Here is a 24,743-nt window from a genome sequence, read left to right as displayed (position 1 = left end):
CGCGTTTTTTTCGCGTGTCGGCGAGCCGAACATCCCCGTCGCCACGCCGCTCCAGGAGCCAGCCGATGCCGTCAGTCACCCAAATTCCCCTCATCGATTTCAGCGGCGTTCGCGACGGCGACGCTGCCGCTCTCGTGCGCGTCGGCCGCGAAATTCGCGAAGCCTGCACGACCATCGGCTTCTTCTACATCATTAATCACGGTGTGCCGCAGCATGTGATCGACGCAGCCGAAGCCGCCGCGCGCAAGTTCTTCGCGTTCCCCGTCGAAACGAAGCGGCGCGCGGCGGTGAATCACCGGCATCGCGGCTTCAATTCACTCGGCGACGCGACCATGTATCAGGCCAAGCGCCCCGACTACAAGGAGTTCTTCAGCATCGGCCTCGAACTGCCCGAGGACGATCCCGACGTGCTCGCGGGCCAGGCGCTGCGCGGCCCGAACAACTGGCCGGACTTCATGCCCGAGCTTCGGCCGACGCTCTACGGCTATTACGAGGCGATCGGCGAGTGCGGCGCTCATCTGCTGCGGGCTGTGGCGTCAAGTCTCGATATCGACGAGCTTTTTTTCGCGTCGCGCTACACGAAGCGCATGCAGCGCACACAGATGGTCTACTACCCACCGCAGCCGCCGCAATCCGACGAGGATCAGTTCGGCGTCGCGCCTCATACGGACTACGGCTGCATCACGCTGCTTTGGCAGGACCAGGTGGGCGGCCTGCAAGTGCGTGAAATCGCGAACGACACCTGGATCGATGCGCCGCCGATTCCGGGCAGCTTCGTCGTCAACGTTGGCGACCTGCTGGCGCGTTGGACCAACGACCGGTTCCGCTCGACGCTGCATCGCGTGATCAATGCGTCGGGACGCGAGCGCTACTCGATCGCGACCTTCTACGATCCGACCTACGGCGCCATCGTCGATCCGGCCGAGCTTGGCACACCGGCGGGCGAGGTGCGTCATGCGCCCGTGGCGGCAGGCGATTACATCCTCGGGCGCATCAACGATTCGATGGGCTATCGCAAGAAACGCGCAGCCGAGCAGCAGGGCACGGCCGCATGAGCGCGCCGCTCGACGCCACCATCGCCGCGTTGCGCGAGGCGCTGGGCAACGACCGCGTGCGCGTGGGCGAAGCCATCGGCGAACGCTCGATGACCGACTGGACCGGCCACGCGCCCGCGCGACCCGCGGCGCTCGTGCTGCCGCGCTCGACCGAAGAGGTGTCGCGCGCGCTCGCGATCTGTAACGAAGCGCGCCAGAGCGTCGTGCCGCAAGGCGGCATGACGGGGCTTGCGGGCGGCGCAATAGCGCGCCCGAGCGACATCGCCATTTCGCTCGAACGGCTCGCTGGAATCGAGGAAATCGACGCGGCTGCCTCGACCATGACCGTGCTCGCCGGCACCACCTTGCAGACCGCACAGGAAGCGGCAGCGGCGGCCGGCTTCGAACTCGGACTCGACCTCGGCGCGCGCGGCTCGTGTCAGATCGGCGGCAACCTCGCGACCAATGCGGGCGGCAATCGCGTCATCCAGTCGGGCACCGCGCGGGAACAGGTGCTCGGCCTCGAGGCGGTGCTCGCGAACGGCGCCGTGCTGAGTTCGATGAACAAGATGATCAAGAACAACACCGGCTATGACCTGAAGCAGCTTTTCGTTGGCTCCGAAGGCACGCTCGGCGTCATCACGAGCGCGGTGTTGCGGCTGCATCCGCCGCGCGCGGGACGTCACACGGCACTCGTCGCGCTCGATGGCTACGATCAGGTCGTCGCGCTGTTGCGTACGCTCTCGGCACGCTTCGGCAACGATATCGGCGCGTTCGAAATCATGTGGCCGGACTTCTTCGACTTCGGCGTTTCCCTCACATCCTCGGCGCGCTCGCCGTTTGCCGCGCCGCATCCGCTTTACGCGCTGATCGAACATGCGGGCTTCGATGCCGACGACGACGGCGAGCGCTTCGCTGGCGCGCTCGCCGACGCCTTCGACGCCGGCGCGGTGCGCGATGCGATCGTCGCGCAATCGGTGGCGGATGCGCGCGCGCTGTGGCAAGTTCGCGAGTGCACCGCAGAATTTCCCGCACGGCTCGATCCGATCAATTTCGATGTCAGCTTGCCGATCGGCTCAATCGGCCAGTTCGTGGACGAATGCCGCGCGGCGCTCGATGCGCGCTGGCCGTCGAACCGCTCGTACTATTTCGGCCATATCGGCGATTCGAACCTGCACGTGACCGTGGACGGACAATCGGTGCCCGGTGTGCCGCATCACGAGGTCTACGCGTTCGTCTACGACATGGTCGCGCCGTATCGCGGATCGGTCTCGGCGGAGCATGGCATCGGGTTGCTCAAGCGCGAGTTCCTGCCGCTCTCGCGTTCGCCCGAGGAGATCGCGGCGATGACCGCGATCAAACGCGCGCTCGACCCGAACGGCATTTTGAACCCCGGCAAGTTGATCTAGGGAAACACTGATTAATAAAGCTCGGCGGTCATCGCTCACGTAGCTGCGGACGTTATAGAAGGCAGCTCACGAAACGGACGCACGAGGATGAAGAGGCAGATTGGCTTCGCGGAAGCGGAAATTGCAGGCAAGAAGCGCGTGACGAGGCGCCAACGCTTCTTGGCGGAGATGGAGACGATCGTGCCGTGGCAGCGTTTGATGTGTGCAATCGAACCGCATTACCCGAAGGGCACGCGAGGCCGTCCGCCGATTGGACTGGAGCGAATGCTGCGAATCTACTTTCTGCAGCAGTGGTACGGGCTGTCGGACGAAGGGCTGGAAGACGCGCTGTATGACAGCATTGCGCTGCGCGGCTTCGCCGGCATCGATCTGGCAGTCGAGAACGTGCCGGATGCGACCACGCTGCTCAAATTCCGTCGCCTGCTGATCGAGCACGATCTGACAAGGAAGCTGTTCGACGAGATCGGTATCTCGCTGTGCGAGCGTGGACTGATGATGAAGGAAGGCACGCTGGTTGATGCCACGATCATCGAAGCGCCACCGTCGACCAAGAACGCCGGGAAGAGCCGTGACCGGGAGATGCATCAAACGAAGAAGGGAAACGAGTGGCACTTTGGGATGAAAGCCCACGTTGGCGTGGACGCCGAATCGGGCTTGGTCCACAGCGTGGCTGGCACGGCGGCCAATGTGTCGGATGTGTCGCAAGCCCATTTGCTGCTGCACGGCCATGAAGAGGAAGCGTACGCCGACGCGGGCTACATTGGTGTAGACAAGCGCGATGAAATGAAAGGCAAGGCAGTAAAGTGGCATGTCGCTGCCAAGCGTGCAAAGATCAAGGCGATGCAGGAGGGACCGCTGAAGGAGCTGGTGACTGCGCTTGAGCGAACCAAGGCGCAGATCCGTTCGCGCGTCGAGCATCCGTCCCATATCGTCAAGAACCTGTTTCACCATCGCAAGCCCGCTACAAGGGCTTGGCCAAGAACACGGCGCTCGCGTAGGGGCCGACGAGATGGAAAAGACCCGCAGGCGGTACGCGATGCGGTCGGCACGAAGCACAAATTGACATAATAATTATTATCGAAATTTGGTCTGTAGGTCCCAGATAGAAATGTCGGGTTTTGGCTCGTTAGAAATGTCCGATTCCGCTGCTCGGGCGCACGCTGGCGCGGTGCGTCGTCGAGGAGCGGATCATGGATGGGCGTGGACTGATCATGGCACAAGCATGCGCGCTGGAAGTGTGCGTGCGGCAGATCAGCCGCTTTGCCGGCGCTATGAGGCGTGTGGTCCGGCCGCTCTGGTGTTTGGCAAGCGTGGCAAGACGAGCAATCGCGCGCTGCCGATCGAGTTGCGCGCGCGGGCGATGGCGTTGGTGCGTGAGCGCTACGCCGATTTCGCGCCGACGCTGGCGTGCGAAAAGCTCGACGAATGCCACGGCATCAAGCTGGGCAAGGAAACGGTGCGTCGCTGGATGCATGATGCGGGCTTGTGGATGACGCATCGAGAGCGCCCGCCCAAGGTCTATCAGCCACGGCGACGCCGCTCTTGCCTAGGCGAGTTGATCCAGATCGACGGCTGCGAGCATCGCTGGTTTGAGGAGCGTGCGCCGCCCTGCACGCTGCTGGTGTATGTGGACTATGCCACGAGCGGTCTGACGCCAGTTGCACTTTACCGCGAGCGAATCGACCTTCAGCTATTTCGAGGCGACCCGCGCGTACATCGAGCGTCACGGCAAGCCTGGCGCGCTCTATAGCGACAAGGCGAGCGTGTTTCGCCTCACGCGCGCGGGCAAGAGCGGCGACAGCACGACGCAGTTCGGCCGGGCGATGTACGAGCTGAACATCGACACGTTCTGCGCCAACTCGAGTTCGGCTAAGGGCCGCGTGGAGCGCGCGCATCTGACCTTGCAGGATCGGCTGGTGAACGAGTTGCGCCTGCGCGGCGTCAACACGGTGGCCGCGGCCAACGCCTACGCGCCCTGCTTCATGGCCGCCTACAACGCGCATTTCGCCAAGCCGCCGCGCAGCAGGCAACCATGATGGCGCTGCACGAACACAAGCGTGGCGCACTGTCAGTAAAAGGCAACTTAGCCGCGATCGCCGCATGGAGAGCGCGGGCTCCGTCACGCGCGCTGACCTTGCGCGCATTCCGCGCGCGTTACCGTGTGCCCGACCATCAGCCCCATATCGTAAGCGCGTTCAAGCGCGCGGCCGATGTCCTCCACTCGGCACATCCGAAATTCCTCGCCCGCCTCGCCGGTGGCGTCGAACGATTCGATGCCCAGTTCATCGCGGGCAATCGTCATTAGAAGTTGCAGATAGGCTTCCGGTTTATTGCGGCAGATCACGATTCACGCTCCATTTACTTGCATTTCCTCGTCGACAAGATTAATAGGACAGCGACGCGCGCGTTGCGACGTATCGACGCGAATGGAATGTCATATCTAAAAATTCAACGTTTCAAAACCCGAAACAAATCGCCAGGATGTATAAAATCTCGCGCGCAATCATTCGGTCAGCGAAGCACGGATGCGTTGCCTATGATTTAGCTCAGGCCCGTTCAAGTCCTATGCAGGTCATCGTCCGGCACGTTCTGGGTATCGACCTCAAACCATCAAGGGACACAGAGTTCACATGAAAGCTCCTCAGCGTTTGGCACGAATCGAGTTGATGGCGCCCCTCTCCGGCGTGATGGTGCAAATCGAAACCGTGCCCGATCCGGTCTTCGCGCAGAAGATGGTCGGCGACGGCGTATCCATCGATCCGACGTCCGACGAACTGCTCTCCCCGCTTCCCGGTAAAGTCACGCAACTGCACCGCGCGGCGCACGCAGTGACCGTGACGGGCGAAAGCGGCCTTCAAGTGCTCATACACATCGGCCTCGATACGGTGATGCTGCGCGGCGAAGGTTTCACGCCGCTCGTCAAGGAAGGCGACACCGTCACGACAGGACAGCCGCTGATCCGTTTCGATCCGGTCGTCGTCGGCGCGCGGGCCGTGAGCCTGCTCACGCAGATGGTCATCGCGAACGGCGAGCTAGTCACGCGCTACATGCCCGCGACAGGGCTCGTCACAGCGGGCCAGGATGTCGCGTTGTCGGTCGAATTCGTCGGCGACGCGCGCGAGGAAGCGAGCGGCGCGGGAACCGGCGCGATTCAGTCCGATGAAATCACGCTGCCGAATCCGCAAGGCCTGCACGCGCGTCCCGCCGCCGTCGTCTCGGTCGAAGCGAAGAAGTACAAGTCCGATATCCGCATCGTGCGCGGCAGCGACAGCGCGAACGCGAAATCGGTCGTCGCGCTGATGGCGCTCGCGACGAAGTTCGGCGACACGCTGCGCGTCGAGGCCGCCGGGCCCGATGCGGCCGAGGCTGCCGCCGCGCTCGCCCGCCTGCTCGCGTCCGGCTCCGGCGAAAAAACCGGCGATGCGCCCGCCGCTGGGGTGGCCCCTGCTGTCGCCGCGCCGGAAACGGTCATCCCGAAACGCGCCGCGCCCGCCGACGCGAACGAGTTCACGGGCGCGTCGGCGTCGCCGGGACTGGCGGTCGGCAAGATCGTGCAGTTCCGTCAGGAAGTCATCGACGTGGCCGAAGCGGCCGAATCACCGCAACGCGAGCGCGCACGGCTCGATGCCGCGCGGCACGAAGCGCGTCAGCAGATCGAAGCGCTGAAGGCGAAGCTCACCGATCCGTCGAAGGCGCAGATTCTCGAAGCGCATCTCGAACTGCTCGACGATCCCGATCTCAACGATGCGGCCATCGCCGGCATCAGCGACGGCAAGAGCGCGGGCTTCGCATGGCGCGCCGCGTTCGAGGCTCAGGCCGACACGCTCGGGCAGGTCGACAACGCGCTGTTGCGCGAACGCGCGGGCGATATCCGCGATGTGGGCCGCCGCGTGCTCGCGCTGCTCGCGGGCGTGAAGGAGGCGCATATCGACGTGCCCGAAGAATCGATCCTGGTCGCCGAAGAACTGTCTCCGTCCGATACGGCGTCGCTCGACCGCAGCAAGGTGCTCGGCTTCTGCACGACGACCGGCGGCGCGACGAGTCATGTCGCGATTCTCGCGCGCTCGCTCGGCATTCCGGCCATCTGCGGCATCGACGAAGAAGCGCTGAATTTGCCCGATGGCACGCTCGTCGTTCTCGATGGCTCGCACGGCAGCCTGCGGCGCAATCCGAGCGCGGACGAACTCGCACGGGCGCGTGAACGCATCGAGCGGCAGACGAAGAAGCGCGAGGAAGAGAAAGTCGCGGCGAGCAAGCTGGCCGTCACCGCGGACGGTCATCGCGTCGAAGTGGTCGCGAATATCCGCAATGCAAAAGAAGCACGCGACGCGGTCGCGGCGGGCGCGGAAGGCGTGGGTCTGCTGCGCTCCGAGTTCCTGTTCGACAACCGCGACACCGCGCCGTCCGAGGACGAACAGGCCGCCGAATACTGCGCGGTCGCAGAAGCGCTCGGGCGCGAGCGTCCGCTCGTCGTGCGCACGCTCGATGTCGGCGGCGACAAACCGCTTTCGTATCTGCCGCTGCCGAAAGAAGACAACCCGTTCCTCGGCCTGCGCGGCGTGCGCGTGAGCCTCGACCGCCCCGACATTTTCCGCGTGCAGTTGCGCGCGATTCTGCGGGCGGCGTCGATCGGCAATCTGCACATCATGTTCCCGATGGTCGCGTCGATCGAGGAAGTGCGCGCGGCCCGAAAGATTCTTCAGGAAGAAGCCGGCGATCGCATGGACAACGTGAAGGTGGGCGTGATGATCGAAGTGCCGTCGGCGGCGCTCATCGCCGAGCCGCTCGCGCGCGAAGTCGATTTCTTTTCCATCGGCACCAACGACCTGACGCAGTACGCCCTCGCGATGGACCGGGGGCATCCGAAGCTCGCCAGGCAGGCCGATGGACTGCATCCCGCCGTGCTGCGTCTGATCGGCATGACGGTCGATGGCGCGCACAAGCACGGCAAATGGGTCGGCGTGTGCGGCGGCATTGCATCGGATGCGATGGCCGTGCCCGTGCTCGCCGGACTCGGCGTCGACGAGTTGTCGGTCAGCGTGCCGGCCGTCGGCTCGATCAAGGCGCAACTCGCGCGCCTCACGATGGACGAAGCGCGCACGCTCGCGGCGCGCGCGATCACGCAGGGCACGGCCGCGGAAGTGCGCGCCCTGCTCGCCCCTTACGCGGAATAAGCGAACTCAAAGAGGAGACCCTACATGTTCAAGAATGCCTTCGGCGTCGTGCAGAAGGTCGGCAAGTCGTTGATGCTGCCGGTCGCGGTGCTGCCCGTCGCCGGCCTGCTGCTCGGCCTTGGCGCGACCGATTTTCACGGCTACGTGCCCGCCATCATCCTCGCGCTGATGAAAAATGCGGGCGACGTGATCTTCGGCAATCTGCCGCTGATCTTCGCAATCGGCGTCGCGCTCGGCTTCACGGAGAACGACGGCGTATCGGGCATTGCCGCGACCATCGGCTATCTCGTGATGACGGCGACGCTCGGCGTGATCGCGAAGGTGCAAGGCGTCGAGCCGGACATGATCATGGGCATCCCGTCCATCCAGACCGGCGTGTTCGGCGGCATTCTCGCGGGCGGGCTCGCGGCGTGGATGTTCAACCGTTATTACAAGATCGCGCTGCCGGCCTATCTCGGCTTCTTCGCGGGCAAACGCTTCGTGCCGATCGTGACCGCCATCGGCGCGATCCTGCTCGGCGCGATCCTGTCGTTCGTATGGCCGCCGATCGGCGGCGCCATCAAGGCGTTTTCGCATTGGGCGGCCGTGTCCGATCCGCGCACGGCGGCGACCATCTACGGCTTCGTCGAACGTCTGCTGATTCCGTTCGGCTTGCACCATATCTGGAACGTGCCGTTCTTCTTCGAAGCCGGCAGCTTCCTCGATCCGACCACCGGCAAGGTCGTTCACGGCGACATCACGCGCTTCTTCGCAGGCGACCCCACCGCGGGCATTCTGTCCGGCGCGTTTTTCTTCAAGATGTTCGGCCTGCCTGCCGCCGCCATCGCGATCTGGCATTGTGCAAAGCCGGAAAAGAAAGTGGCCGTCGGGGGCATGATGGTGTCGGCTGCACTGACTTCGTTTCTGACTGGCATCACCGAGCCGATCGAGTTCGCGTTCATGTTCGTCGCGCCGGTGCTGTATTTCATTCACGCGTGTCTCGCGGCATCGGCGCAGTTCGTCGCGAATACGCTGAACATGCACATGGGGTTCACGTTTTCGCAAGGCGCGATCGACTTCGTGATGTTCAACCTGATCGGCAACAAGGCGACGCACGCGTGGTACGTGTTCATCCTCGGGCCTATCTATGCGGGCATCTACTATTGCGTGTTTCGCTTCGTGATTAGCCGCTTCAACCTGAAGACGCCGGGCCGCGAGGACGATACGGTCGAAACCGCCGCGGTCTCGACGGGCGGCGTCGGCGGGCGGTCGCGCGATCTCGTGCTCGCATTCGGCGGGCGCTCGAACATCAAGAGTCTCGATGCGTGCATCACGCGACTGCGCATCACGGTGAACGATCCGACTCTCGTGAACGACGCCAGGCTGAAGGCGCTCGGCGCGGCGGGTGTCGTGCGTGTCGGCAACGGCGTGCAGGCGATTTTCGGGCCGCTGTCGGAGAACATGAAAACCGACATGCAGGAGTATCTGAGGACGGCGGGCGCCGAAGCTGATTTGCCCGTGGCGGGTGCTCCGGTTGCCGCAGCGGAAGCGCTGGCGGCAGCGTCGACGGCGCGCGCGCAGGACAGCACGCAACAGAAGGCGCGTGCTGAAAAGATCCGCGCGGCGCTCGGCGGTGCAGCCAATATTCTCAAGCTCGAACCGCTCGCGGCTACGCGTCTGCGCGTCGCGCTCGGCGATGCATCGCGGCTCGATGCCGCCGCGTTAAAGGCAGCCGGCGTGCCCGCGACGCAAGCGCTAGGCAATGGGGAGATGGATCTGATCGTCGGGTTGGAAGCGGAGAGTTTGGCCGGCGCGATGAAGTGAAAGGTACGCGATCGACTCGCCCTCCCTCCGCTTCTCGATCGCGTAATAAACGAAACACCCCGCCACCGCGGCCCAGAACGCCGCACCGACATCGAGCAGCGTCACATCGCTCAGCGTGACGACGAATACGATCATCGCGCTCAAAGGCAAGGCCGAACGGAACGCGGCGACGAAGGACTTCTCCAGCACGCCCATCATCGCAAGACCCGCAAGGATCGCGATATACGCACCGGGCAGGCTCGTCAGCAAAAACACACAAGCCGTGGCGAACAGACCGATCGCCACGCATATGACGCCCGCGATCAATGCGCCGATGTAATGACGCCCATGCGTGCCGCCCGACACGAGAATCGCATTGCTGGGCCCCGCCAGCACCGAAGGACAACCGCCGAACGGCGCGCTGATCGCGGTCAGCACGCCGCTCGTGATCGTCACGAGCCGCAGCGACGCGCGATACCCCGACGCACGCGTCACTGCTATGCCCTGCGCGTTCTGCACGAACAGCACGGTGATGAGCATCGGCAGCAGCAGTTGCGATATCGCATGAATATCGAAGCGCGGCGCGACGAGCGCGGGCGTCGCGATCCATGCGCCGCCGGTATGGCTCGGCAACTGGAAGCCCGTTCCGAAGAGAATCGCCGCGCCCGTGAGCATCGCGCCGATCAGCGGCGGAAGCGGCGCGGCGTTGCGGCGCTCCAGCCACATCAGCCCGAAGAACGTCAGCAGCATGCCCGCGCCAATGAGCGGCGCGGCCACCGTCGAATGCACGACGGCCAGCACGTACTGTATTTCAGTCCCTCGTACTTCCTGATTGCCGCGGGGTTGGCCAGATGCACCCGGTAGCCATCGTTCATCAGCTGATCCACAAGCCAGTACCAGTTATACGTTGCTTCGATGACCACTCCCACCAGATCTTCGCGGTGCGGCGCGAGCGCCGCCCGGATCTGCACCGGATCGTTCGGCAACCGTCGCTGGTAGACAACCCGGTCAGCGTCATCGCTGACGACGACCACACTGTTGTTCGAGTGCAAGTCGATTCCACTAAACTTATTCATGCCGGCCTCCTGTGCGTCACGTCGGTGTTCGCACCCTGACTGTACGCCGCACGTTCGATTCCAACGGAGGGAGGTCGGCTATATGATTATCAAAACCTTCGCGGATCCTCTGGAGGCCGGCGCGTTCGACGACTGAGTAGAAGCGCATAGGCGCTCGGCGGAAGCAGCCACACAAATCAAATGCCTTCCTTTGGAGGGTTTGTATTGCTTGCAAGCTCGCTTATCGTTGTCACGAACCTGCGCTGCTCCTTGATCGACGCAACATGCCTGTGCGTCGATCGCCATGGCCGCATCAAACCAATTCTTGCAAGGGCGAATGCCTTGTCCGCAGATGGAAGCAATCCAACAGGGCGCAGTCTTTTGTTGACACGATAACGACACATGATCCCATCGAAATGCTACGCGGTGCGCGAACTCGTGGCACCAGCGGGACAATCGCCGCTGGTATGAGCACCGAGCGGCGGGTTCTTCGCGGCCGCCCGACAATTTCCCGGCTCTATGCGCCAGGAGCCGTCGAATTGGCATCATTCGTGCCTGTAATTCGCCTGACTGCGGACCATCCTTCCCGATGTGCCGTCGAAGTATCGCCTTGGCCACTCGATGCTTGTCGCTTGGCTGACGCGTGCCGACATGATGCACGCGCGTACTGACTATATTTTGAGGAGCAAACTGATGATGCTCGACCGACATCAGTTGGAGGCTTTCGCAGCCGTCGTCGAAACCTTGAGTTTCGAACGCGCGGCCGAGAGGCTCAATGTGACGCGCGGCGCGATCTCACAACGCGTCAAGGCACTGGAAGAGGCACTATCGACCGTCCTGCTGGTGCGCGACAAGCCGCTGGCCCTGACCGCGGTCGGAGAGGTGCTGCTCAAGCATGTGGTCGCCATTCGGCTGCTCGAAGCCGACACCTACAGCCAGGTGCGCCCGCATGGCGTCGAGGGGCGGGGCATGATGCCGCTCGCCATCGGCGTGGATGCGCATTCGATCGACACGTGGTTCAGCGCCGTCGCCCAGCGCCTGATCGAACGCAACACGGTAGAACTGGAAATCGTCGTGGATGATGCCGATCCGGCCTTCCCGGTCCTCACGCGCGGGGAAATCATCGGCTGTGTCTCAACCGTGCCGCGGCCTGCGCGCGGTTGCGCCGCTACGCTCATCGGCACCATGCCCTATCGTTGCGTTGCGAGTCCGGCCTTCATGCTGCGGTATTTTTGCAAAGGCTTCACCCTTCATTCGGCCACGTCCGCGCCCGCCGTACTGCTCGGCAAGCGCACCGCCATGCTGGACCGGTATCTCGACGCAGTATTCGGCGTAGCCGCCGCCCGTTATCGCAAGAACTTCCTGCCTTCAGCCGCATCGCAATTCGAGGCGATCGTCGCGGGCGTGGGCTATGGTCTGCTTCCGGAGCAGACCGTGCGCTCGCGGCTCGCCAGCGGCGAACTCGTCGATGTGATGCGGCACATGGCGCTGCACGTCACGTTGTACTGGCATCACTGGCGAGCAGCACCGCCTGTCTGCGAAGCGATCTCCTCGGATATCGTCAACAGCGCGCGCGAGATACTACAGACGAGCGGCGCGGAAGTCGCGAGTCAAGCGGCGGCTCCCACGACCACATGAATACATTCCACCCGACAAACGCGGCCGACAACGGTCTTCCGATGAACCGGCCGCCATCGCCATGAATCCTCTAGGCTCGTCCGGCGCACTTCGGCGCAGCGGCAACGGCAGACGCCGACGCATGTTCCTGCGGACCCTTGCCGTCCAGCTTTTCCCGGAACTCGCGAGCCGTCAGCCATAGCAACGCCGCGCCGGGCAGCGAGAGAAGCCCTGCCATGAAAAGCATGATGTGCTGCACGCCGAGCGCGGGTCCCAGGCCCGCCGTAGTGAGCCCGGCGATGGGATACGAGAGCGAGTTCACGAGATAGAACGGACCGATGACCTTGCCGAGGTGCTCGGGCTCGATCGCCCTCGCCCGCTGCGTGCGGTTGAATACGTTGAACCACGCGACGCCGGCCATCGCAGCGGGAAATGATATTGCGTAGATCCACAGCGTGTCCGTCCAGCCCATCGACGCGAGGCCGATGCACATCACGGCGAATCCCGACGCCCCGATGCGATAGACCGACCACATTTTCAGCAAACGGGGCATCGCCAGCAGATTGACGAAGCCGAGCAAGCCCGCGGCGGTGTTCATCAAGCCGAAGACGCTGTCCGGCGCATGAAAGAGCCCAGTTATGAGGTAGGCATTGGCGCTGATCGCGATGGCAAACGCGAGGTTGATCGTGAAGTTGACCAGTGCGAGCATGAGCACCGGCCGGTTACGGATCAGGAGCTTCCAGCCGAGCAGGAGTTCCTGCCCCACGCGGCTCGGTGCGGCCTTTGCGGACAGCCCTGTCGGCATGCCGCGCCAGCACAGGACGGCGGCAGCGAACACGCCCGCCGCGACGACGAGCAGCGGGAGCTTGCCGAGCCGGTACGCGAGTCCCGCGGCAAGCACCGGCCCGAGCGCTCTCGACAGCAATTCCGCGTTTTGCACCAGTGATTGCAGGCGCGCCAGCGTGTCGCCTTCCGCGAGCGCCGGGACGGTCTTTTCCACCGACATGCGAATCGGCGCCATGAACGCGGAGAGCAATGCGCTATTGATCATGAGCGCGGCGATCGTCGCGCCGGGAACCGTCCAGCATACGACCGCCGCAACCAGGAGGCATAGCGCACGCCCGGCATTCGATGCGAGAAACAGCCGCTTTCCACCGACACGGTCGGCGAGCACGCCGGCAAACGGATAGCAGATCAACGCCGGCACCCACTCAACGGCAAATGCGATGCCGGAATAGGTCATGCTCGCCGTTTCCTGATAGATGATGAGGGGCGCCGCGAAAAGAAACGTCTGCTCTGCGACGATGCCGAGCATCAGCCCGGCGGCGAAGCAGCGCAGGCGCCGGGCCTTGCGGCTGTCGATGGCATCAGATGACAAGGGCTATCTCCTCGTGCTCACCTTCATTGGCTTCGAGCTTGCGCACGAGCGGGACGACATGCTGGCAAAAACGGCGCATTTCGCCGCGAGTGGGCCAGCCCGAAAAGATGAACTCCGTGACGCCGGCCTTCTTGTATTGCATGAGACTCTTCGCCACTTCCTCGTAGCTGCCCGCCAGGCATAGCGCCGGGCCGCCGCGATACGCCACGGCGCCCGACCACAGCACGGGCGACAACCATTCGTCGACCGCGCCCTCCGCCAGCCGGAACGAGGTCTTCACCGCCTCCGAGTCGCAATGCCTGACGAACTCGCGAACGTTGCGTCGATGCTGCTCGTCCGGATTGGCCATCATCGCCTTTATCTCGGCAAGCACCTCGGCGCGGGTTTCGCGAGCGAGCACATGCATGCGAATCCCGACCTCCCGCCCTGCATCGAGCACGAACCGGCTCGCCGCCGCGATGCCTTCGGGCGTGTCGCCATAGCGCAGCCAGCAATCGCCCCAACGCACCGCGTTTTCCTGCGCCTGCTGCGAAGCGCCGCTCAGATAGAGACGCGGGCGATCGCCGTCCTTGTACGGCAGCCCGAGTTTCGCGCCGCTCAGGCGGTAATGCTCGCCTTCGTGTGTTATCGGCGATTCGCCGTGCCAGAAGCGCTGCAGGATCGCGAGATATTCATCGGTGCGGCGATAGCGATCGTCATGCTGCAGATAGTCGCCGTAGTACGCCTGCTCCTCGGGAGAAATGCCGGCGACGATGTTCAGCGAAATCCGCTTGCCGGACATCCAGGAAATCGTATTGACTACCTGGGCAAACAGCGTCGGCGGCATCAACCCCGGGCGATACGCGAGGATGAACGTCACTTTCCTCGTCTCCCGGACTAGTGCGCCGATGAGCGGCAGCGGGTCAGGCAGGTGAAACCCGATCCCCATCAACAGCGAGTCGAGGCCCAGGTCTTCCGCCTCCTGGACGAAATCGATCATGCCGTCGAGGTTCAGTTCGTTCGCCAGATCCTTTTCGGATGCCTTAGTGTTCCCGTCTCCCCTGGGCGCGCACCAGTGGAATCGCAGTGGTCTCATCGCTCGCTCCGCATGGATTCGTTGAAGTTGAAACGAGCTTAGGTGCGATGCAAACGTCATCGCAAGGGCTAACTCATCGATGCAAGAAATTCTGACGGGCCGATAGCAGCGCTCAACGCGTGCGTTGCATCTCGGTCCGCTCATCGCCGCTGGCGCGCCTTGTATCCGCGCAGTCCCGTTCATATTCACTGAACCGCCTACGGCGCTTCCACCGGCACTTTTGCTGACGCGCCGTCAATTAAATCGACCGATGTGCTCGAGCGGCATTTCCTGATCTACATTGATTTCACGATTCGTTCGGAGACGAGTCGACTGACCGATGACAGGAGCAAGAGCTTATGCTGTGTCTCAAAGAAAAACGTGTGGTCGTCTTTGCCGAGGGCTGCTTCGGCCCGGTGACGAGCAAGGTCGCCACTTCCTATCTGCGATACCGCCACGACGATTGCGTAGCGGTCGTCGATAGCCGCCTTGCCGGACAGGATGTGGGCGCCGTGCTCGGCTATGGCCACGGCATTCCGCTCGTCGATTCGCTCGAATCGGCGCTGCGCTTCGAACCGCAGATCCTCCTGATCGGCGTCGGCCTGTTCTCCAACGAGTTGCCTGAATCATGGCGCGGCCAGATCGCGGTTGCGCTCAGGCGGGGCATCGATGTCGTGAGCGGCCTGCACTTTCGCATCGCCACCGATCCGGAGTTCGCCGCATTGGCCGCCGCATCCGGCAGCCGCATATGGGACACCAAGGAGCCGCCCGCGACGCTGTCCACCAACGCAGCCCGGCTCGATGAGTTGCACGGTTTCGTCGTGCATACGGTCGGCAGCGATTGCCGCGTCGGCAAGAAGACCAGCGCCATCGAGATCACCGAAGCCGCGAGGCGCAAAGGCTTCAACGCCGGTTTCGTCGCTACCGGCCAGAGCGGCATCTATATCAGCGGCAGAGGTGTCGCGGTCGATGCCGTGCCCGCCGACTTCATCGCAGGCGTCACCGAATCGATGGTGCTCGAATCAGCGGCCCATCACGACTGGATCGTGGTCGAAGGCCAGGGTTCGATCTCGCATCCCGCCTACAGCGGCGTCACGCTCGGCCTGCTGCACGGTGCGATGCCTCAGGCGCTCGTGCTATGCCACGAGGCGGATCTCTCGCATCACAAGGGCTGGCCCAATGCGCCGCTGCGTGCGCTGCCGGAGCTCATCGCCGTGTACGAGCAGCTCGCATCGTTCCAGCGGCCTGCCAGAGTCGTCGCTGTTAGCGTGCATTGCGGACACATGAACCGCGAGGATGCCGCGAGCGTGGTCGAGCGCATCGGCAACGAAACCGGGCTGCCCACCACCGACGTCATCCACTTCGGCGCCGACACGCTCGTCGATGCGCTCGCCGCGCATCGGCGCGGACTCTTGGGTGAGCGCACGGATGCTTCGCTTCGAGTCGACGCACCGGCCCGGAACCACTGATACGCACGAAAACGGGAGCAACCCAACATGAACATTGAATCGATGTTGTTGCGCGTCGAACCGGCGCGCGCGCTGACCGGTTGCGCGGTCACGCCATCTTCCAAGCCCGAGACGCAGCGCGCCATCCTGGCCGCGACGCTCGCGCGTGGCCACTCGGTGCTGGAAAACGACCTGCGCTGCGTGGAGACACAGACGATGAAGCACGCATGCCGTGCGCTCGGCGCGGTGATCGAGGAAAAGGACGGCTACCTCGATATCCATGGCGTGGGTCGCGACTTTCGCCTCGGGCACCGCGTCATCGACGCACTCGGGTCCGGTCTGGTATTCCGCACCTTCGCCGCGCTCACCTGTTTCGCGCCATCGCCCGCCGTCATCACCGGCGACGCGATTCTCAGGGGGCGCGTGATGAAGCCGCTGTTCGACGCGCTCCACCGGCTCGGCGCGCGCATCGACTGCATCGGCGACGCGGGCAAGGCGCCCATCGTCAACTGGGGCGGCGGCTTCCAGGGCGGGCGCTGCGTGCTGCCCGGCAATGTCAGCTCCCAATTCATCACCGCGATCATGTTTGCCGCGCCCCTGGCTGCACAGCCGAGCGAGATCGTGATCGAAGGCGAGATCCTCTCGAAGTCCTACATTCGCCAGACCATCGCGACGCTCACGCAGGCCGGCATCGGCGTCGAAGCGAGCGACGATCTCTCGCTCATCCGCGTGTATCCGGGCGAATATCGGCCCGCGACGTATCGCGTGAGCGGCGACTACACCTCGTCGTCTTATCTGATCGGCGCCGCCGCGATCTTTCCCGGCGTCACGGTGCTCGAGAACATGAGCGCGCAAAGCCTGCAGGGCGAGTACGCGATCATCGACGTGGTGCGTACGCTCGGCATCGAGGTGAACTTCGACGAGGCCCACAAGCGGCTGACCCTCGTCAATCGCTTGCCGGGGCTCGCCGGCGACTTCGAGTTCGACGCGAGCGACTACCCGAACATCGTGCCGACGCTCGCCGCGATAGGCGCCTATGTGAAGGGACGCTTCCGCGTCGTGGGCGGTTCGATCACGCGGCTGCACAAATCGCCGCGGATCAAGGCGATGGTGAGCGAACTCGGCAAGCTCGGCGTCGATATCAAAGGGCTTTTCAAGGACGGCGTGTACGACGGCTTCGAGATCAACGGCCACGGCGCGGACCCTGCCGGAGGCGTCGAGCTGTCGAGCTGGGGAGACCATCGCATCTTCATGTCTCTGTTCGTCGCATCGCTGCGATGCCGGCACGCGAATCTGCTCGACGGCTATCGCGACGTGACCTGCTCCTTCCCCGACTTTTTCACGCAATTCGAAAGCCTGGGCGTGCACTGCCGCGAAGTCGGCCCGGGCCAGGAACTCGACGACAGCGACAGCGAGCCCTGTCTGCTTCAGGCATGAACGATACGGGAGAACCAGCATGATTTCAGATCAACAAGCACGCTTTTACGCCGATAACGGGTATCTGGTCATCGACCGGATGTTCGATCGAGAGCAGGTCGGGCGCGCGCTCGCCGCCATCGACGAACTACTGAGCCCCGCCAATCCGGACAAGCCGTACGAATTCGAGCCGCGCGACGGCGTTACCGTGCGCCGCATCTGGTCGCCGACGCGCAAGCACGATGCGTTCTGGCGCATGGCCACCGAGCCCGCGCTGCTGGACTGCATCGAGCGGTTGATCGGCGGGAACATTCTCTTTCACTACAGCAAGCTCAACATGAAGGGCCCGCGTGTGGGCAGCGTCGTCGAGTGGCATCAGGACTTCTCGTACTACCCGCACACCAATGCGGATCTGTTGAGCGCCCTCACCTTTCTCGACGATGCGAGCGCCCGCAATGGCTGCCTGCGCGTGATACCCGGCTCGCATCGCGGCGGCCTGCTGTCACACGATATCGACGGCTATTTTCGCGGCAAGGTCGAGGGCATCGACGAAGCGCGCGCGGTCAGTCTCGAAGTGCCGGCCGGCAGCGTGGTGTTCCTGCACTGTCTCACGCTCCACGCTTCCGCCCGCAACGAATCCGACATGCCCCGCCGCACCTTCCTGCCAGCCTACCGCGCAGCCGACGCCTTTCCGATCTACTTCGGCCCGCATGCCGCCCACAACGAGCCGGGCATACAACTGCTGCGCGGCCGGTGCGCGCGGGCAGCGCGCTTGGACGCCGGCCTGCATCGGCTGCCGATCGCGGAGCGCGAGTTCGGGTCGCTGTACGAAGTGCAGGAAGGCTCGCATCTGCGCACGGCGCTGACGGCCATGAACACGGCGGGCTATGCCGTCGCGGACACCGCGTCAAAGTGAGGCACGCAATGGACTGGTCACCGTTTGTCGCCGCGCCGCTGCGCTCGATCGCACCGTATCGGCCCGGCATCACCGAGGAGAAGCTCAGGCGGGATCTCGGCCTGAGCGAAATCTTCAAGTTCTCCAGCAACGAGGCGCCGCTGTCGCCGTCGCCGCTCGTGATGAAAGCGATGCGCGACGCGCTCGGGCAAAGCCACCGCTATCCGGATACGCAGGATCTCGTCGACCGACTCTCGCGCCATCAGCGTGTGCCCGCCAGCCACCTCCTGCTCGGTAACGGCTCCATCGATCTGATCGCGTCGCTGGTTCGTGCATGCGTTTCGCCGGAGCACAACGTCGTGCTGTCGGAGTTCGGCTACTGCGCCTACCCTGCCTTCGTGAAGGAACAGGGCGCGACCGTGAAGCTCGCTGCATCCGGGCGCCATTTCGGGCACGACGTCGATGCGTTGCTCGCCCAGGTCGATGCGCGCACGCGCATGATGCTGATCGACTCTCCGACCAATCTTTCGGGCCACGCGCTGGATCCGGCGCGGCTCATGGACCTGGTCGAGCGCGTGCCCGCTCATGTCTTGCTCGTGCTCGACGAGGCCTATGCGGAATTCGCATCGGACGACGAGTCGGCGTTCAACGCGCAGCTGCCGCTCGTCCATCCCAGGGTCGTGGTCACGCGCACGTTCTCGAAGGCCTATGGCCTCGCCGGGCTGCGCATCGGCTACGCGGTCGCCGATGCGGGCCTCATCGACTGGCTAAACCGCGTCCGGCCGCCTTTTCCCGTCAACCGTATCGGGGCGGCCGGCGCGGCGGCGGCGCTGGACGATCGCGCGCATATGGAATGCATCGTCGCGCGGGTGCGCGAAGGCCGGCGCACGCTCGTCGATGCGCTCGGCGCCATGAAGATTCCCGTCACCGACGGCAGGGCGAACTTCGTTCTGGCCGATTTCGGACCGGCCGCACCCGCCGTATATGAAGGCCTGCTCGCGCGTGGCTTGATCACGCGCGCGATGCACGCGTACCGCCTGCCCGGTCATCTGCGCATCTCCGTGGGCACGGCGGACGAGATCGGGCGACTCGTGGCCGCCATCGGTGAACTCAAGCAGCCGGTAAACCTGACCCATACGACCGAGGAGGATGCGTGAACGTCGTCATCATCAACAACCTCGCGCGCTTTCCCGGCACCGCGAGATGGGACTTCCATCTCGTGTGCTACGAGGAGTTTCTCGATCACGAAGCGCACGACGTCAGCTATATCGTGAACCGCCGCGGCCGCTCGGGGATCATGGCGCCGCCGGGCAGCCATAGCGTGTACGAACTGGGCCGGCTCGACGACATCGCGGCGTACCGGCCGATTCTCTCGCGAATCGCCAGCGAGCACGGGCCGATCGATCGCCTGATCGTCTTCTCCGAGTCGCTGCAGGACCTCGGCGCGCAGCTGCGCGAGGAATTTCACATCCCCGGCAAATGGACGGCCGAGAATCGCCTCGGCCGCGACAAGCTCCTCATGAAAGCAAGAGTGTCGGCCGCCGGACTGCGCACCCCGCGCTACACCGCAATCACGGCGGGGCAAGTGGATGACGCCATCGCGTTCGCGGCGAGCGCAGGCTATCCGCTGATCCTGAAACCGACCAACGGCCAGTCGAGCGAGGGCGTACGCAGGATCGAGGACGAGCTGCAGTTGCGCGCCAGCGTGTCGGCGTTGCCGGCGCACGAGACCTGGGACCTGGAGGAGTTCATCGACGGCACGCTGCTGCACATCGACGGGCTCGTCGATCCTTCAGGAAACGTCACGCTGGTCGTGCCCTCGCGCTATCTCAACACGTGCCTCGATTTCACCTTCGGCGCGCCGCTTGGTGCGATCACGCTGGAGCCCGGCACCGTGCTTCATGCAACGGTGAGCCGTTTCTCGGCGCGATGCATCGAGGCCATCGGCCTGAAGGCGTGCCCCTTTCACCTGGAGCTCTTTTACACGGCCGAAGGCGAACTCGTGTTCCTGGAAGTCGGCGCGCGTGTCGGCGGCGCGGACGTGCCTTCGGTCATCCATCGGGCCACCGGCATCAACCTGTTCTGCGAGTGGGTCAACATGAGCATGGGCCAGGTCGCCACCCTGCGCGCGCAACAGCGCTCGATCGGCGCGTGGCTGATGTTCCCGCGCCCCGATGGCCTGCCCTTGCGCGTGCGCTCCGTCACGCGCTTCGATGACCGCCTGCGCAGCCTCTACCGCCAGCTCGTGCCCGACGAAGGCCAGATCATCGAGCACGAAGACGGCTACTGCTCGATGCAGTCGGGCCGCTTCCTGTTCGACTCGACGTCCGCGGACGAGGTCGAAAGCGACGTCGCCCATGTTCTCAACGCGTTCTCCATCACCACCACCGAGCCCTAACACATCATGACGAGACCCGCCCTGCTTCTTTTCGCACACCAGGCCCGCTCCTATGCGGCGATGATCAAGGAGTACGTCGAGCGACTCGACGTCGCCCTGGTGATTCTCAGCTCGAAACCGCGCGATGTACGCGATCTCGAACAGCTGACCGCGCTCAGCCCCGCCCGCATCTGGCATGTGGATGACGAGCACCTCGACGAATCCCATGTGTCGATGGTGCTGACCGAGGCGCGCGACGAAGGCTTCACGATCATCGCGTCGCTCGCGACGTTCGAAGGCTACCGCGTGCTGATGGCGCTCACCAATCAGCGGCTCGGCGCCGTCGATGTCGATCCGGCGGCGGTGCGTCGCTGCATGGACAAGTATCTGTGCCGCCAGTCTCTCGTCGAGCGAGGCTTGAGCCGCTCGGTCGCGACCGTGCTCGACGAAGAGGCGCTTAGCGTGCTGCGCGCGAGCGGAAGGAAGCTCTTCGTCAAGCCGCGGCGCGGCGCCGGTTCGTTCGCCTGCTTCCGGTTCGACGATACGCTGACGCCCGAGCGGCTACAGGCGCTCAAGCAGCAGATGCGCGACGATCAGGCTTTTCGGGCGATCTTCGCCGGCCAGTTCGACTTCATCGCTGAGGACTACCTGCACGGCGACGAGTACAGCCTGGAAGTACTGGCGATGGGCGGCGCGAGCTATGTCATGGGCGTGCACGCGAAGTATCTGGACGATTCGAGCGGCACGACGCTCGAAACCAGCAACTCGCTTCCCGCGCCGCGCCTGAGCGATGCGCAACAGCTCGCCGGCGAGCGTTTCGTGGATGAATGCCTCGCGGCGCTGCAACTGCGCGACGGGTGCTATCACATCGAGGCGCGCCACGATCCGCGCGACGAGCACTGGGACATCATCGAGATCAACGCCCGTATGGGCGGCGCGCTCATCAACCAGAGCATCGGTATCTTCACGGGCGGCCTTTCGATGCTCGAACTATGGGTCAGGATGCTGTGCGCCACGACCGACGCCGCGCGCCGCGCATTGCGCGACGACCTGAACGTCCTGCGCGAGAGCACGCGCCGTCGCGACAAGAGCATGCAGCAGGGCACCGTGTTCTTCAGCCGCTATGGCCAGCGCAACCGCACGCTCGCGACGCTGTCGACACACGAGCTCGCGCCGCAGCCGGACATCATCGAAAGCCCGGTGCGCGAGGGCACCAGGCTGCCCGACTCGGAGCGCGGCATCTTCATTCTGAACGCGCTCTGGAAGGTGCCCATCGACGAGATCGCGACCCAGCTGAACGCGCTCGCAGCCATGCTCGACCAGAAGCTCGTCGTGCGTTATTCCGATGCGGCCTGACGCACCGCCAATCCCATTCTCGAGGACAAGACCATGAATCGCGTGACCCGATGCGGCATCGAACGCCCGACCCCCTTTTACTCACTCGCCGAAGGCCAGGAAGTGCGGGCCCGGCTCGACCGGTATCTCGACGCGAAGATGGCCGAATGGGCCGCTACCGTGCCCTATGCCAACCACCTGGAAAGCCGGAAGCTGGACAGCAGATGGTATCGCCGCCATACGATCGAGCATGTATGGCGCATTCGTCTGAGCCGCTCGGCTCATTGCAAGGCGCTGCACGCGATCACCCAGATTTCGCCGGAAGCCGCGCAGCTTTACGGGCAATACCAGTCCGAAGAGATGAACCACGACCAGTTGTTCATGCAGGACTGCAAGGCGCTCGGCGTCACGCAGGAAGAACTGCTTGCCACCGAGCCGTTCCTCGCGACCCGCCTGCTGCAAGGGTTCTTCTATTTTCTCTGCGAGCACGAGAGCCCGCTCGGGGTGGTTGCATCGAGCTATCTGGTCGAGTACACGACGGCGAAGCTCACGCCTCGCCAGATCGAGTCGCTGCGAACGACGCTCGGCGACGAGAAGATCAAAGGCCAACTTGCGCACATCAACACCGATGTCGGCGACGATCACGCAGGCGAGATGTGGCGCATCCTGCGCTACCTGATTCACTCGGAAGAAGACGTCGAAAAGGTGCTGCGCTATTTCGACGACATCCAGACCATCCTCGCCATGTACTTCCGCGAGCTTTACGAGACCACGGTCGGAACGCCGCCCGTGGCGGAAATGGCGACCGCGTGAGTCGACAACCTGCGGCTGCCCGCACGGGCAGCCGTCGCATCTGGGCCTGAACATGCATAAAGTACACGTCAACACGACCGGCGAGAGCTTCACGCTGCCCCACGACGCCTATCTCTCCGATGCCGCCGAGCTGCAGCTCGCGGGTCTCACCTTCGGATGCCGGGCCGGCATGTGCGGCATCTGCGTGATCGAGGTGATCGACGGCGCAGCCAACCTGTCGCTGCCCGACGAGGACGAGACGCGCCTGCTCGCCTTTCTCGGTTATATGGATGCAAGTCATCGTCTCGCCTGCCAATGCCAGTTGCGCGGCGACGTGACGATCCTGCAACGCTGAGCCGGGAGACGAAATTTGAATCCTATCGTCACGATATCCGGTAGCCCGGCCGCCCGTTCGCGCAGCGCGCACCTGCTGCATGTCGCCGAAAACGCGCTGCATGCGCATGACATTCCGGTCAGACGCATCGATGTTCGCGAGCTGCCCGCGGCGGCGCTCGTGCACGCCGACTTCGGCAACCCGGCCGTGCGCGCCGCGCTCGCGCTCGTCGAAGAGGCTCAGGCCGTCGTAATCGCGACCCCGCTCTACAAGGCTTCCTATTCCGGCTTGCTGAAGACTTTCCTCGATTTGCTGCCGCGCTCGGCCCTGGCGTCCAAGCCGGTCTTGCCTTTCGCCACCGGCGGCAGCCTTGCCCATCTGCTCGCGCTCGACTATGCGCTGAAGCCTGTCCTGGCGTCGCTCGGCGCGCAGCACGTACTCGGCAATGTGTTTGCGACCGAGTGCGAGATCTCGTTGGTCGACGGCGCCTACACGCTGAGCGGCGCGATCGCGCAACGTCTCGCCGATGCGGTCGATGCACTCATGGCGGCGCTCGACGACGCGGCTGCGTTGCGCCGCTTGCGTCAGCCGCGCATGGTTCAATCGGCGGCGTAGTCGTACGGCGTAAGACGGACGATCAGTCCAGTTCCTCGAAGACCGCGGACGGCGCGGTGGCTTTCGACACGCTGCCGAATGTCCCTGGCCGTTAAGGGTTGTTCGACGCCGGCCAACACGCGCCGTCTGCCATGTCGCCAATTGATGGCGCTGCAACGCTGCCCGCTAAAGTCAGCACGACCGCGCCGCCCGCTGCGTCCGGTCCGGGCATCACCACGGCGCGCGGCATCTACGGCAATTCCGATTCGCCGCTTCAGGCGATTGCCAATCCGGACGGCAGCCTGCAACTCAATCAGTGGGATGGCCCGTCGCGTGCGCGGAAGCAGGTAGGCGCTTATCAGTATCGTAGCGACGGCTCGTGGTGGAGCGGCACCGACACAGCGTCGTATCGTTTCGCAGTCGCTTCCGGAACGGACGAAAACGGCAATGCACAGGATTTGCTCACGGTTGGCCGCACTGTCGGGGGTGCGCAACGTGGTGCCGTCCATGGCCCACAGACTTAATCCCTTGAACGCATGATGAGCCGCGTCCTGAGTCGTCCACGCCCGCGCTGTCTGCTCGAACAACCAGGCCATCGGTGCCTCGCCGACGCGTTGGCGGGCCTGCACCACGGCGCTCTTGCTCACAAACGGCGCAGCCTCGTTGGGCAAGGCCAGATCGAGACTGTCGAGTACTTCGCTGATCGACCAGTGCCGGTACATCGCCAGCGCGATCACCAGCCACACCACCTGTTCAGCCGGCAGGCGACGGCGCCGGATGCTCGCCGTGCCGGTTGTCTGGACCGCACGCGTGATCCACTCGTAGGGCAGATGCTCGGCCAGCCGTCGCAGATCGGCCGGCTCCTGCGCTTCGATCACGTAGGTGAGGTGATTGGCAAGCATCGCCCCGAAAAGTTAAGGACGCTCTGCAGAACACGGTTTCAAATGCCTGCGCTCCATGCAGGCGTTGGGCCAGCTTTTTTATCCGGCTCGGTCCGTCAATGGCAGAGGCGATGGGCGCACACTTTGTGCCCTCATCGAGAGCGCGGG

18 protein-coding genes and 4 pseudogenes are annotated in these 24,743 nt (G+C 64.1%); 16 read left to right on the top strand and 6 right to left on the bottom strand.

The genetic code is table 11. From position 1 onward, the window contains the following. Positions 1-65: 65 nt before the first annotated feature. The 4 genes and pseudogenes from AWB75_RS32845 to AWB75_RS32830 form a co-directional block, all read left to right on the top strand. Complete coding sequence (locus tag AWB75_RS32845) at positions 66-1,055, top strand: isopenicillin N synthase family dioxygenase (protein ID WP_061128151.1); 990 nt, start codon at positions 66-68, stop codon at positions 1,053-1,055. After that, positions 1,052-2,443 (top strand): FAD-binding oxidoreductase, encoded by a 1,392-nt coding sequence (locus tag AWB75_RS32840; protein ID WP_061128150.1) that lies wholly within the window; start codon positions 1,052-1,054, stop codon positions 2,441-2,443. Before AWB75_RS32845 ends, AWB75_RS32840 begins: the two co-directional genes overlap by 4 nt. Before the next feature lie 87 nt (positions 2,444-2,530). Beyond that, positions 2,531-3,432, top strand: a pseudogene (locus tag AWB75_RS32835) (IS5 family transposase); the annotation flags it as partial. Between the two features lie 201 nt (positions 3,433-3,633). After that, a pseudogene (locus AWB75_RS32830) lies at positions 3,634-4,467 on the top strand (ISNCY family transposase); the annotation flags it as partial. 95 nt (positions 4,468-4,562) lie between these two features. On the opposite strand, the gene AWB75_RS32825 reads toward AWB75_RS32830, so the two are convergent. Beyond that, positions 4,563-4,787, bottom strand: coding sequence for a DUF6900 domain-containing protein (locus AWB75_RS32825; RefSeq protein WP_061128149.1), 225 nt, complete (start codon positions 4,785-4,787; stop codon positions 4,563-4,565). A 286-nt stretch (positions 4,788-5,073) separates the two neighbouring features. Between AWB75_RS32825 and ptsP the strand changes: the two genes are divergently transcribed. Further along, positions 5,074-7,617: a phosphoenolpyruvate--protein phosphotransferase gene (ptsP, locus tag AWB75_RS32820; protein ID WP_061128148.1), complete on the top strand. Its 2,544-nt coding sequence runs from the start codon at positions 5,074-5,076 to the stop codon at positions 7,615-7,617. Between the two features lie 24 nt (positions 7,618-7,641). Further along, positions 7,642-9,420 (top strand): PTS glucose transporter subunit IIBC, encoded by a 1,779-nt coding sequence (gene ptsG / locus AWB75_RS32815; RefSeq protein WP_061128147.1) that lies wholly within the window; start codon positions 7,642-7,644, stop codon positions 9,418-9,420. Here ptsG and AWB75_RS32810 read toward each other — a convergent pair. After that, positions 9,352-10,200, bottom strand: coding sequence for a benzoate/H(+) symporter BenE family transporter (locus AWB75_RS32810; RefSeq protein WP_235012361.1), 849 nt, complete (start codon positions 10,198-10,200; stop codon positions 9,352-9,354). The two genes, ptsG and AWB75_RS32810, sit on opposite strands and share 69 nt — an antisense overlap. Positions 10,201-10,202: 2 nt before the next feature. After that, positions 10,203-10,475 (bottom strand): annotated as a pseudogene (locus tag AWB75_RS32805) (IS110 family transposase); the annotation flags it as partial. A 672-nt stretch (positions 10,476-11,147) separates the two neighbouring features. Here AWB75_RS32805 and argP point away from each other — a divergent pair. Next, entirely contained in the window at positions 11,148-12,092 is a 945-nt protein-coding gene (gene argP / locus AWB75_RS32800; RefSeq protein ID WP_235012358.1) for an HTH-type transcriptional regulator ArgP, read from the top strand. Positions 12,093-12,162: 70 nt separating this feature from the next. On the opposite strand, the gene AWB75_RS32795 is transcribed toward argP, so the two are convergent. Together AWB75_RS32795 and AWB75_RS32790 are read right to left on the bottom strand one after the other, a co-directional pair. Further along, the gene (locus AWB75_RS32795) at positions 12,163-13,449 is read right to left on the bottom strand and encodes an MFS transporter (protein WP_235012356.1); all 1,287 of its coding nucleotides are present in this window, start codon (positions 13,447-13,449) and stop codon (positions 12,163-12,165) included. Then, a complete protein-coding gene (locus AWB75_RS32790) occupies positions 13,439-14,524 on the bottom strand; it encodes an LLM class flavin-dependent oxidoreductase (RefSeq protein ID WP_061128145.1) in 1,086 nt (361 codons plus the stop codon). Before AWB75_RS32790 ends, AWB75_RS32795 begins: the two co-directional genes overlap by 11 nt. 338 nt (positions 14,525-14,862) lie before the next feature. On the opposite strand from AWB75_RS32790, the gene AWB75_RS32785 reads away from it, so the two are divergent. From AWB75_RS32785 to ssuE, 9 genes are read left to right on the top strand one after another with little or no spacing between them, the layout of a single operon-like run. Beyond that, a complete protein-coding gene (locus tag AWB75_RS32785; protein WP_061128144.1) occupies positions 14,863-15,972 on the top strand; it encodes a DUF1611 domain-containing protein in 1,110 nt (369 codons plus the stop codon). Between the two features lie 27 nt (positions 15,973-15,999). Further along, positions 16,000-17,388: a 3-phosphoshikimate 1-carboxyvinyltransferase gene (locus AWB75_RS32780; RefSeq protein WP_087087128.1), complete on the top strand. Its 1,389-nt coding sequence runs from the start codon at positions 16,000-16,002 to the stop codon at positions 17,386-17,388. Between the two features lie 19 nt (positions 17,389-17,407). Then, positions 17,408-18,283 carry a phytanoyl-CoA dioxygenase family protein gene (locus tag AWB75_RS32775; RefSeq protein ID WP_061128143.1) on the top strand — a complete coding sequence of 292 codons (876 nt, stop codon included), beginning with the start codon at positions 17,408-17,410 and terminating at the stop codon, positions 18,281-18,283. 8 nt (positions 18,284-18,291) lie between these two features. Next, entirely contained in the window at positions 18,292-19,419 is a 1,128-nt protein-coding gene (locus tag AWB75_RS32770) for a pyridoxal phosphate-dependent aminotransferase (protein ID WP_061128142.1), read from the top strand. Beyond that, positions 19,416-20,660, top strand: coding sequence for an ATP-grasp domain-containing protein (locus AWB75_RS32765; RefSeq protein WP_061128141.1), 1,245 nt, complete (start codon positions 19,416-19,418; stop codon positions 20,658-20,660). Before AWB75_RS32770 ends, AWB75_RS32765 begins: the two co-directional genes overlap by 4 nt. A 6-nt stretch (positions 20,661-20,666) precedes the next feature. Then, positions 20,667-21,995 carry an ATP-grasp domain-containing protein gene (locus tag AWB75_RS32760; RefSeq protein WP_061128140.1) on the top strand — a complete coding sequence of 443 codons (1,329 nt, stop codon included), beginning with the start codon at positions 20,667-20,669 and terminating at the stop codon, positions 21,993-21,995. 33 nt (positions 21,996-22,028) lie between these two features. After that, positions 22,029-22,787 carry an iron-containing redox enzyme family protein gene (locus AWB75_RS32755; RefSeq protein ID WP_061128139.1) on the top strand — a complete coding sequence of 253 codons (759 nt, stop codon included), beginning with the start codon at positions 22,029-22,031 and terminating at the stop codon, positions 22,785-22,787. Between the two features lie 52 nt (positions 22,788-22,839). After that, positions 22,840-23,121, top strand: coding sequence for a 2Fe-2S iron-sulfur cluster-binding protein (locus AWB75_RS32750; protein ID WP_061128138.1), 282 nt, complete (start codon positions 22,840-22,842; stop codon positions 23,119-23,121). A gap of 15 nt (positions 23,122-23,136) precedes the next feature. After that, positions 23,137-23,715 (top strand): NADPH-dependent FMN reductase, encoded by a 579-nt coding sequence (gene ssuE / locus AWB75_RS32745; protein WP_061128137.1) that lies wholly within the window; start codon positions 23,137-23,139, stop codon positions 23,713-23,715. Between the two features lie 440 nt (positions 23,716-24,155). On the opposite strand, the pseudogene AWB75_RS32735 reads toward ssuE, so the two are convergent. Continuing rightward, positions 24,156-24,596 (bottom strand): annotated as a pseudogene (locus AWB75_RS32735) (transposase domain-containing protein); the annotation flags it as partial. Between the last annotated feature and the right edge of the window lie 147 nt (positions 24,597-24,743).

Source organism: Caballeronia catudaia (genome assembly GCF_001544755.2).
Taxonomy (GTDB): Bacteria; Pseudomonadota; Gammaproteobacteria; order Burkholderiales; family Burkholderiaceae; genus Caballeronia; species Caballeronia catudaia.
This window is presented reverse-complemented; position numbering and strand designations above follow the sequence as displayed.

What these genes read in the sequence shown, in the direction of transcription:
- AWB75_RS32755 (WP_061128139.1), top strand. Translation starts at nt 22,029, where the DNA reads ATGAATCGCGTGACCCGATGCGGCATCGAACGCCCGACCCCCTTTTAC.
- argP (WP_235012358.1), top strand. Translation starts at nt 11,148, where the DNA reads ATGATGCTCGACCGACATCAGTTGGAGGCTTTCGCAGCCGTCGTCGAA.
- AWB75_RS32770 (WP_061128142.1), top strand. Translation starts at nt 18,292, where the DNA reads ATGGACTGGTCACCGTTTGTCGCCGCGCCGCTGCGCTCGATCGCACCG.
- AWB75_RS32780 (WP_087087128.1), top strand. Translation starts at nt 16,000, where the DNA reads ATGAACATTGAATCGATGTTGTTGCGCGTCGAACCGGCGCGCGCGCTG.
- AWB75_RS32790 (WP_061128145.1), bottom strand. Translation starts at nt 14,524, where the DNA reads ATGAGACCACTGCGATTCCACTGGTGCGCGCCCAGGGGAGACGGGAAC.
- AWB75_RS32750 (WP_061128138.1), top strand. Translation starts at nt 22,840, where the DNA reads ATGCATAAAGTACACGTCAACACGACCGGCGAGAGCTTCACGCTGCCC.
- ptsP (WP_061128148.1), top strand. Translation starts at nt 5,074, where the DNA reads ATGAAAGCTCCTCAGCGTTTGGCACGAATCGAGTTGATGGCGCCCCTC.
- AWB75_RS32775 (WP_061128143.1), top strand. Translation starts at nt 17,408, where the DNA reads ATGATTTCAGATCAACAAGCACGCTTTTACGCCGATAACGGGTATCTG.
- AWB75_RS32845 (WP_061128151.1), top strand. Translation starts at nt 66, where the DNA reads ATGCCGTCAGTCACCCAAATTCCCCTCATCGATTTCAGCGGCGTTCGC.
- ptsG (WP_061128147.1), top strand. Translation starts at nt 7,642, where the DNA reads ATGTTCAAGAATGCCTTCGGCGTCGTGCAGAAGGTCGGCAAGTCGTTG.
- AWB75_RS32785 (WP_061128144.1), top strand. Translation starts at nt 14,863, where the DNA reads ATGCTGTGTCTCAAAGAAAAACGTGTGGTCGTCTTTGCCGAGGGCTGC.
- AWB75_RS32840 (WP_061128150.1), top strand. Translation starts at nt 1,052, where the DNA reads ATGAGCGCGCCGCTCGACGCCACCATCGCCGCGTTGCGCGAGGCGCTG.
- AWB75_RS32760 (WP_061128140.1), top strand. Translation starts at nt 20,667, where the DNA reads ATGACGAGACCCGCCCTGCTTCTTTTCGCACACCAGGCCCGCTCCTAT.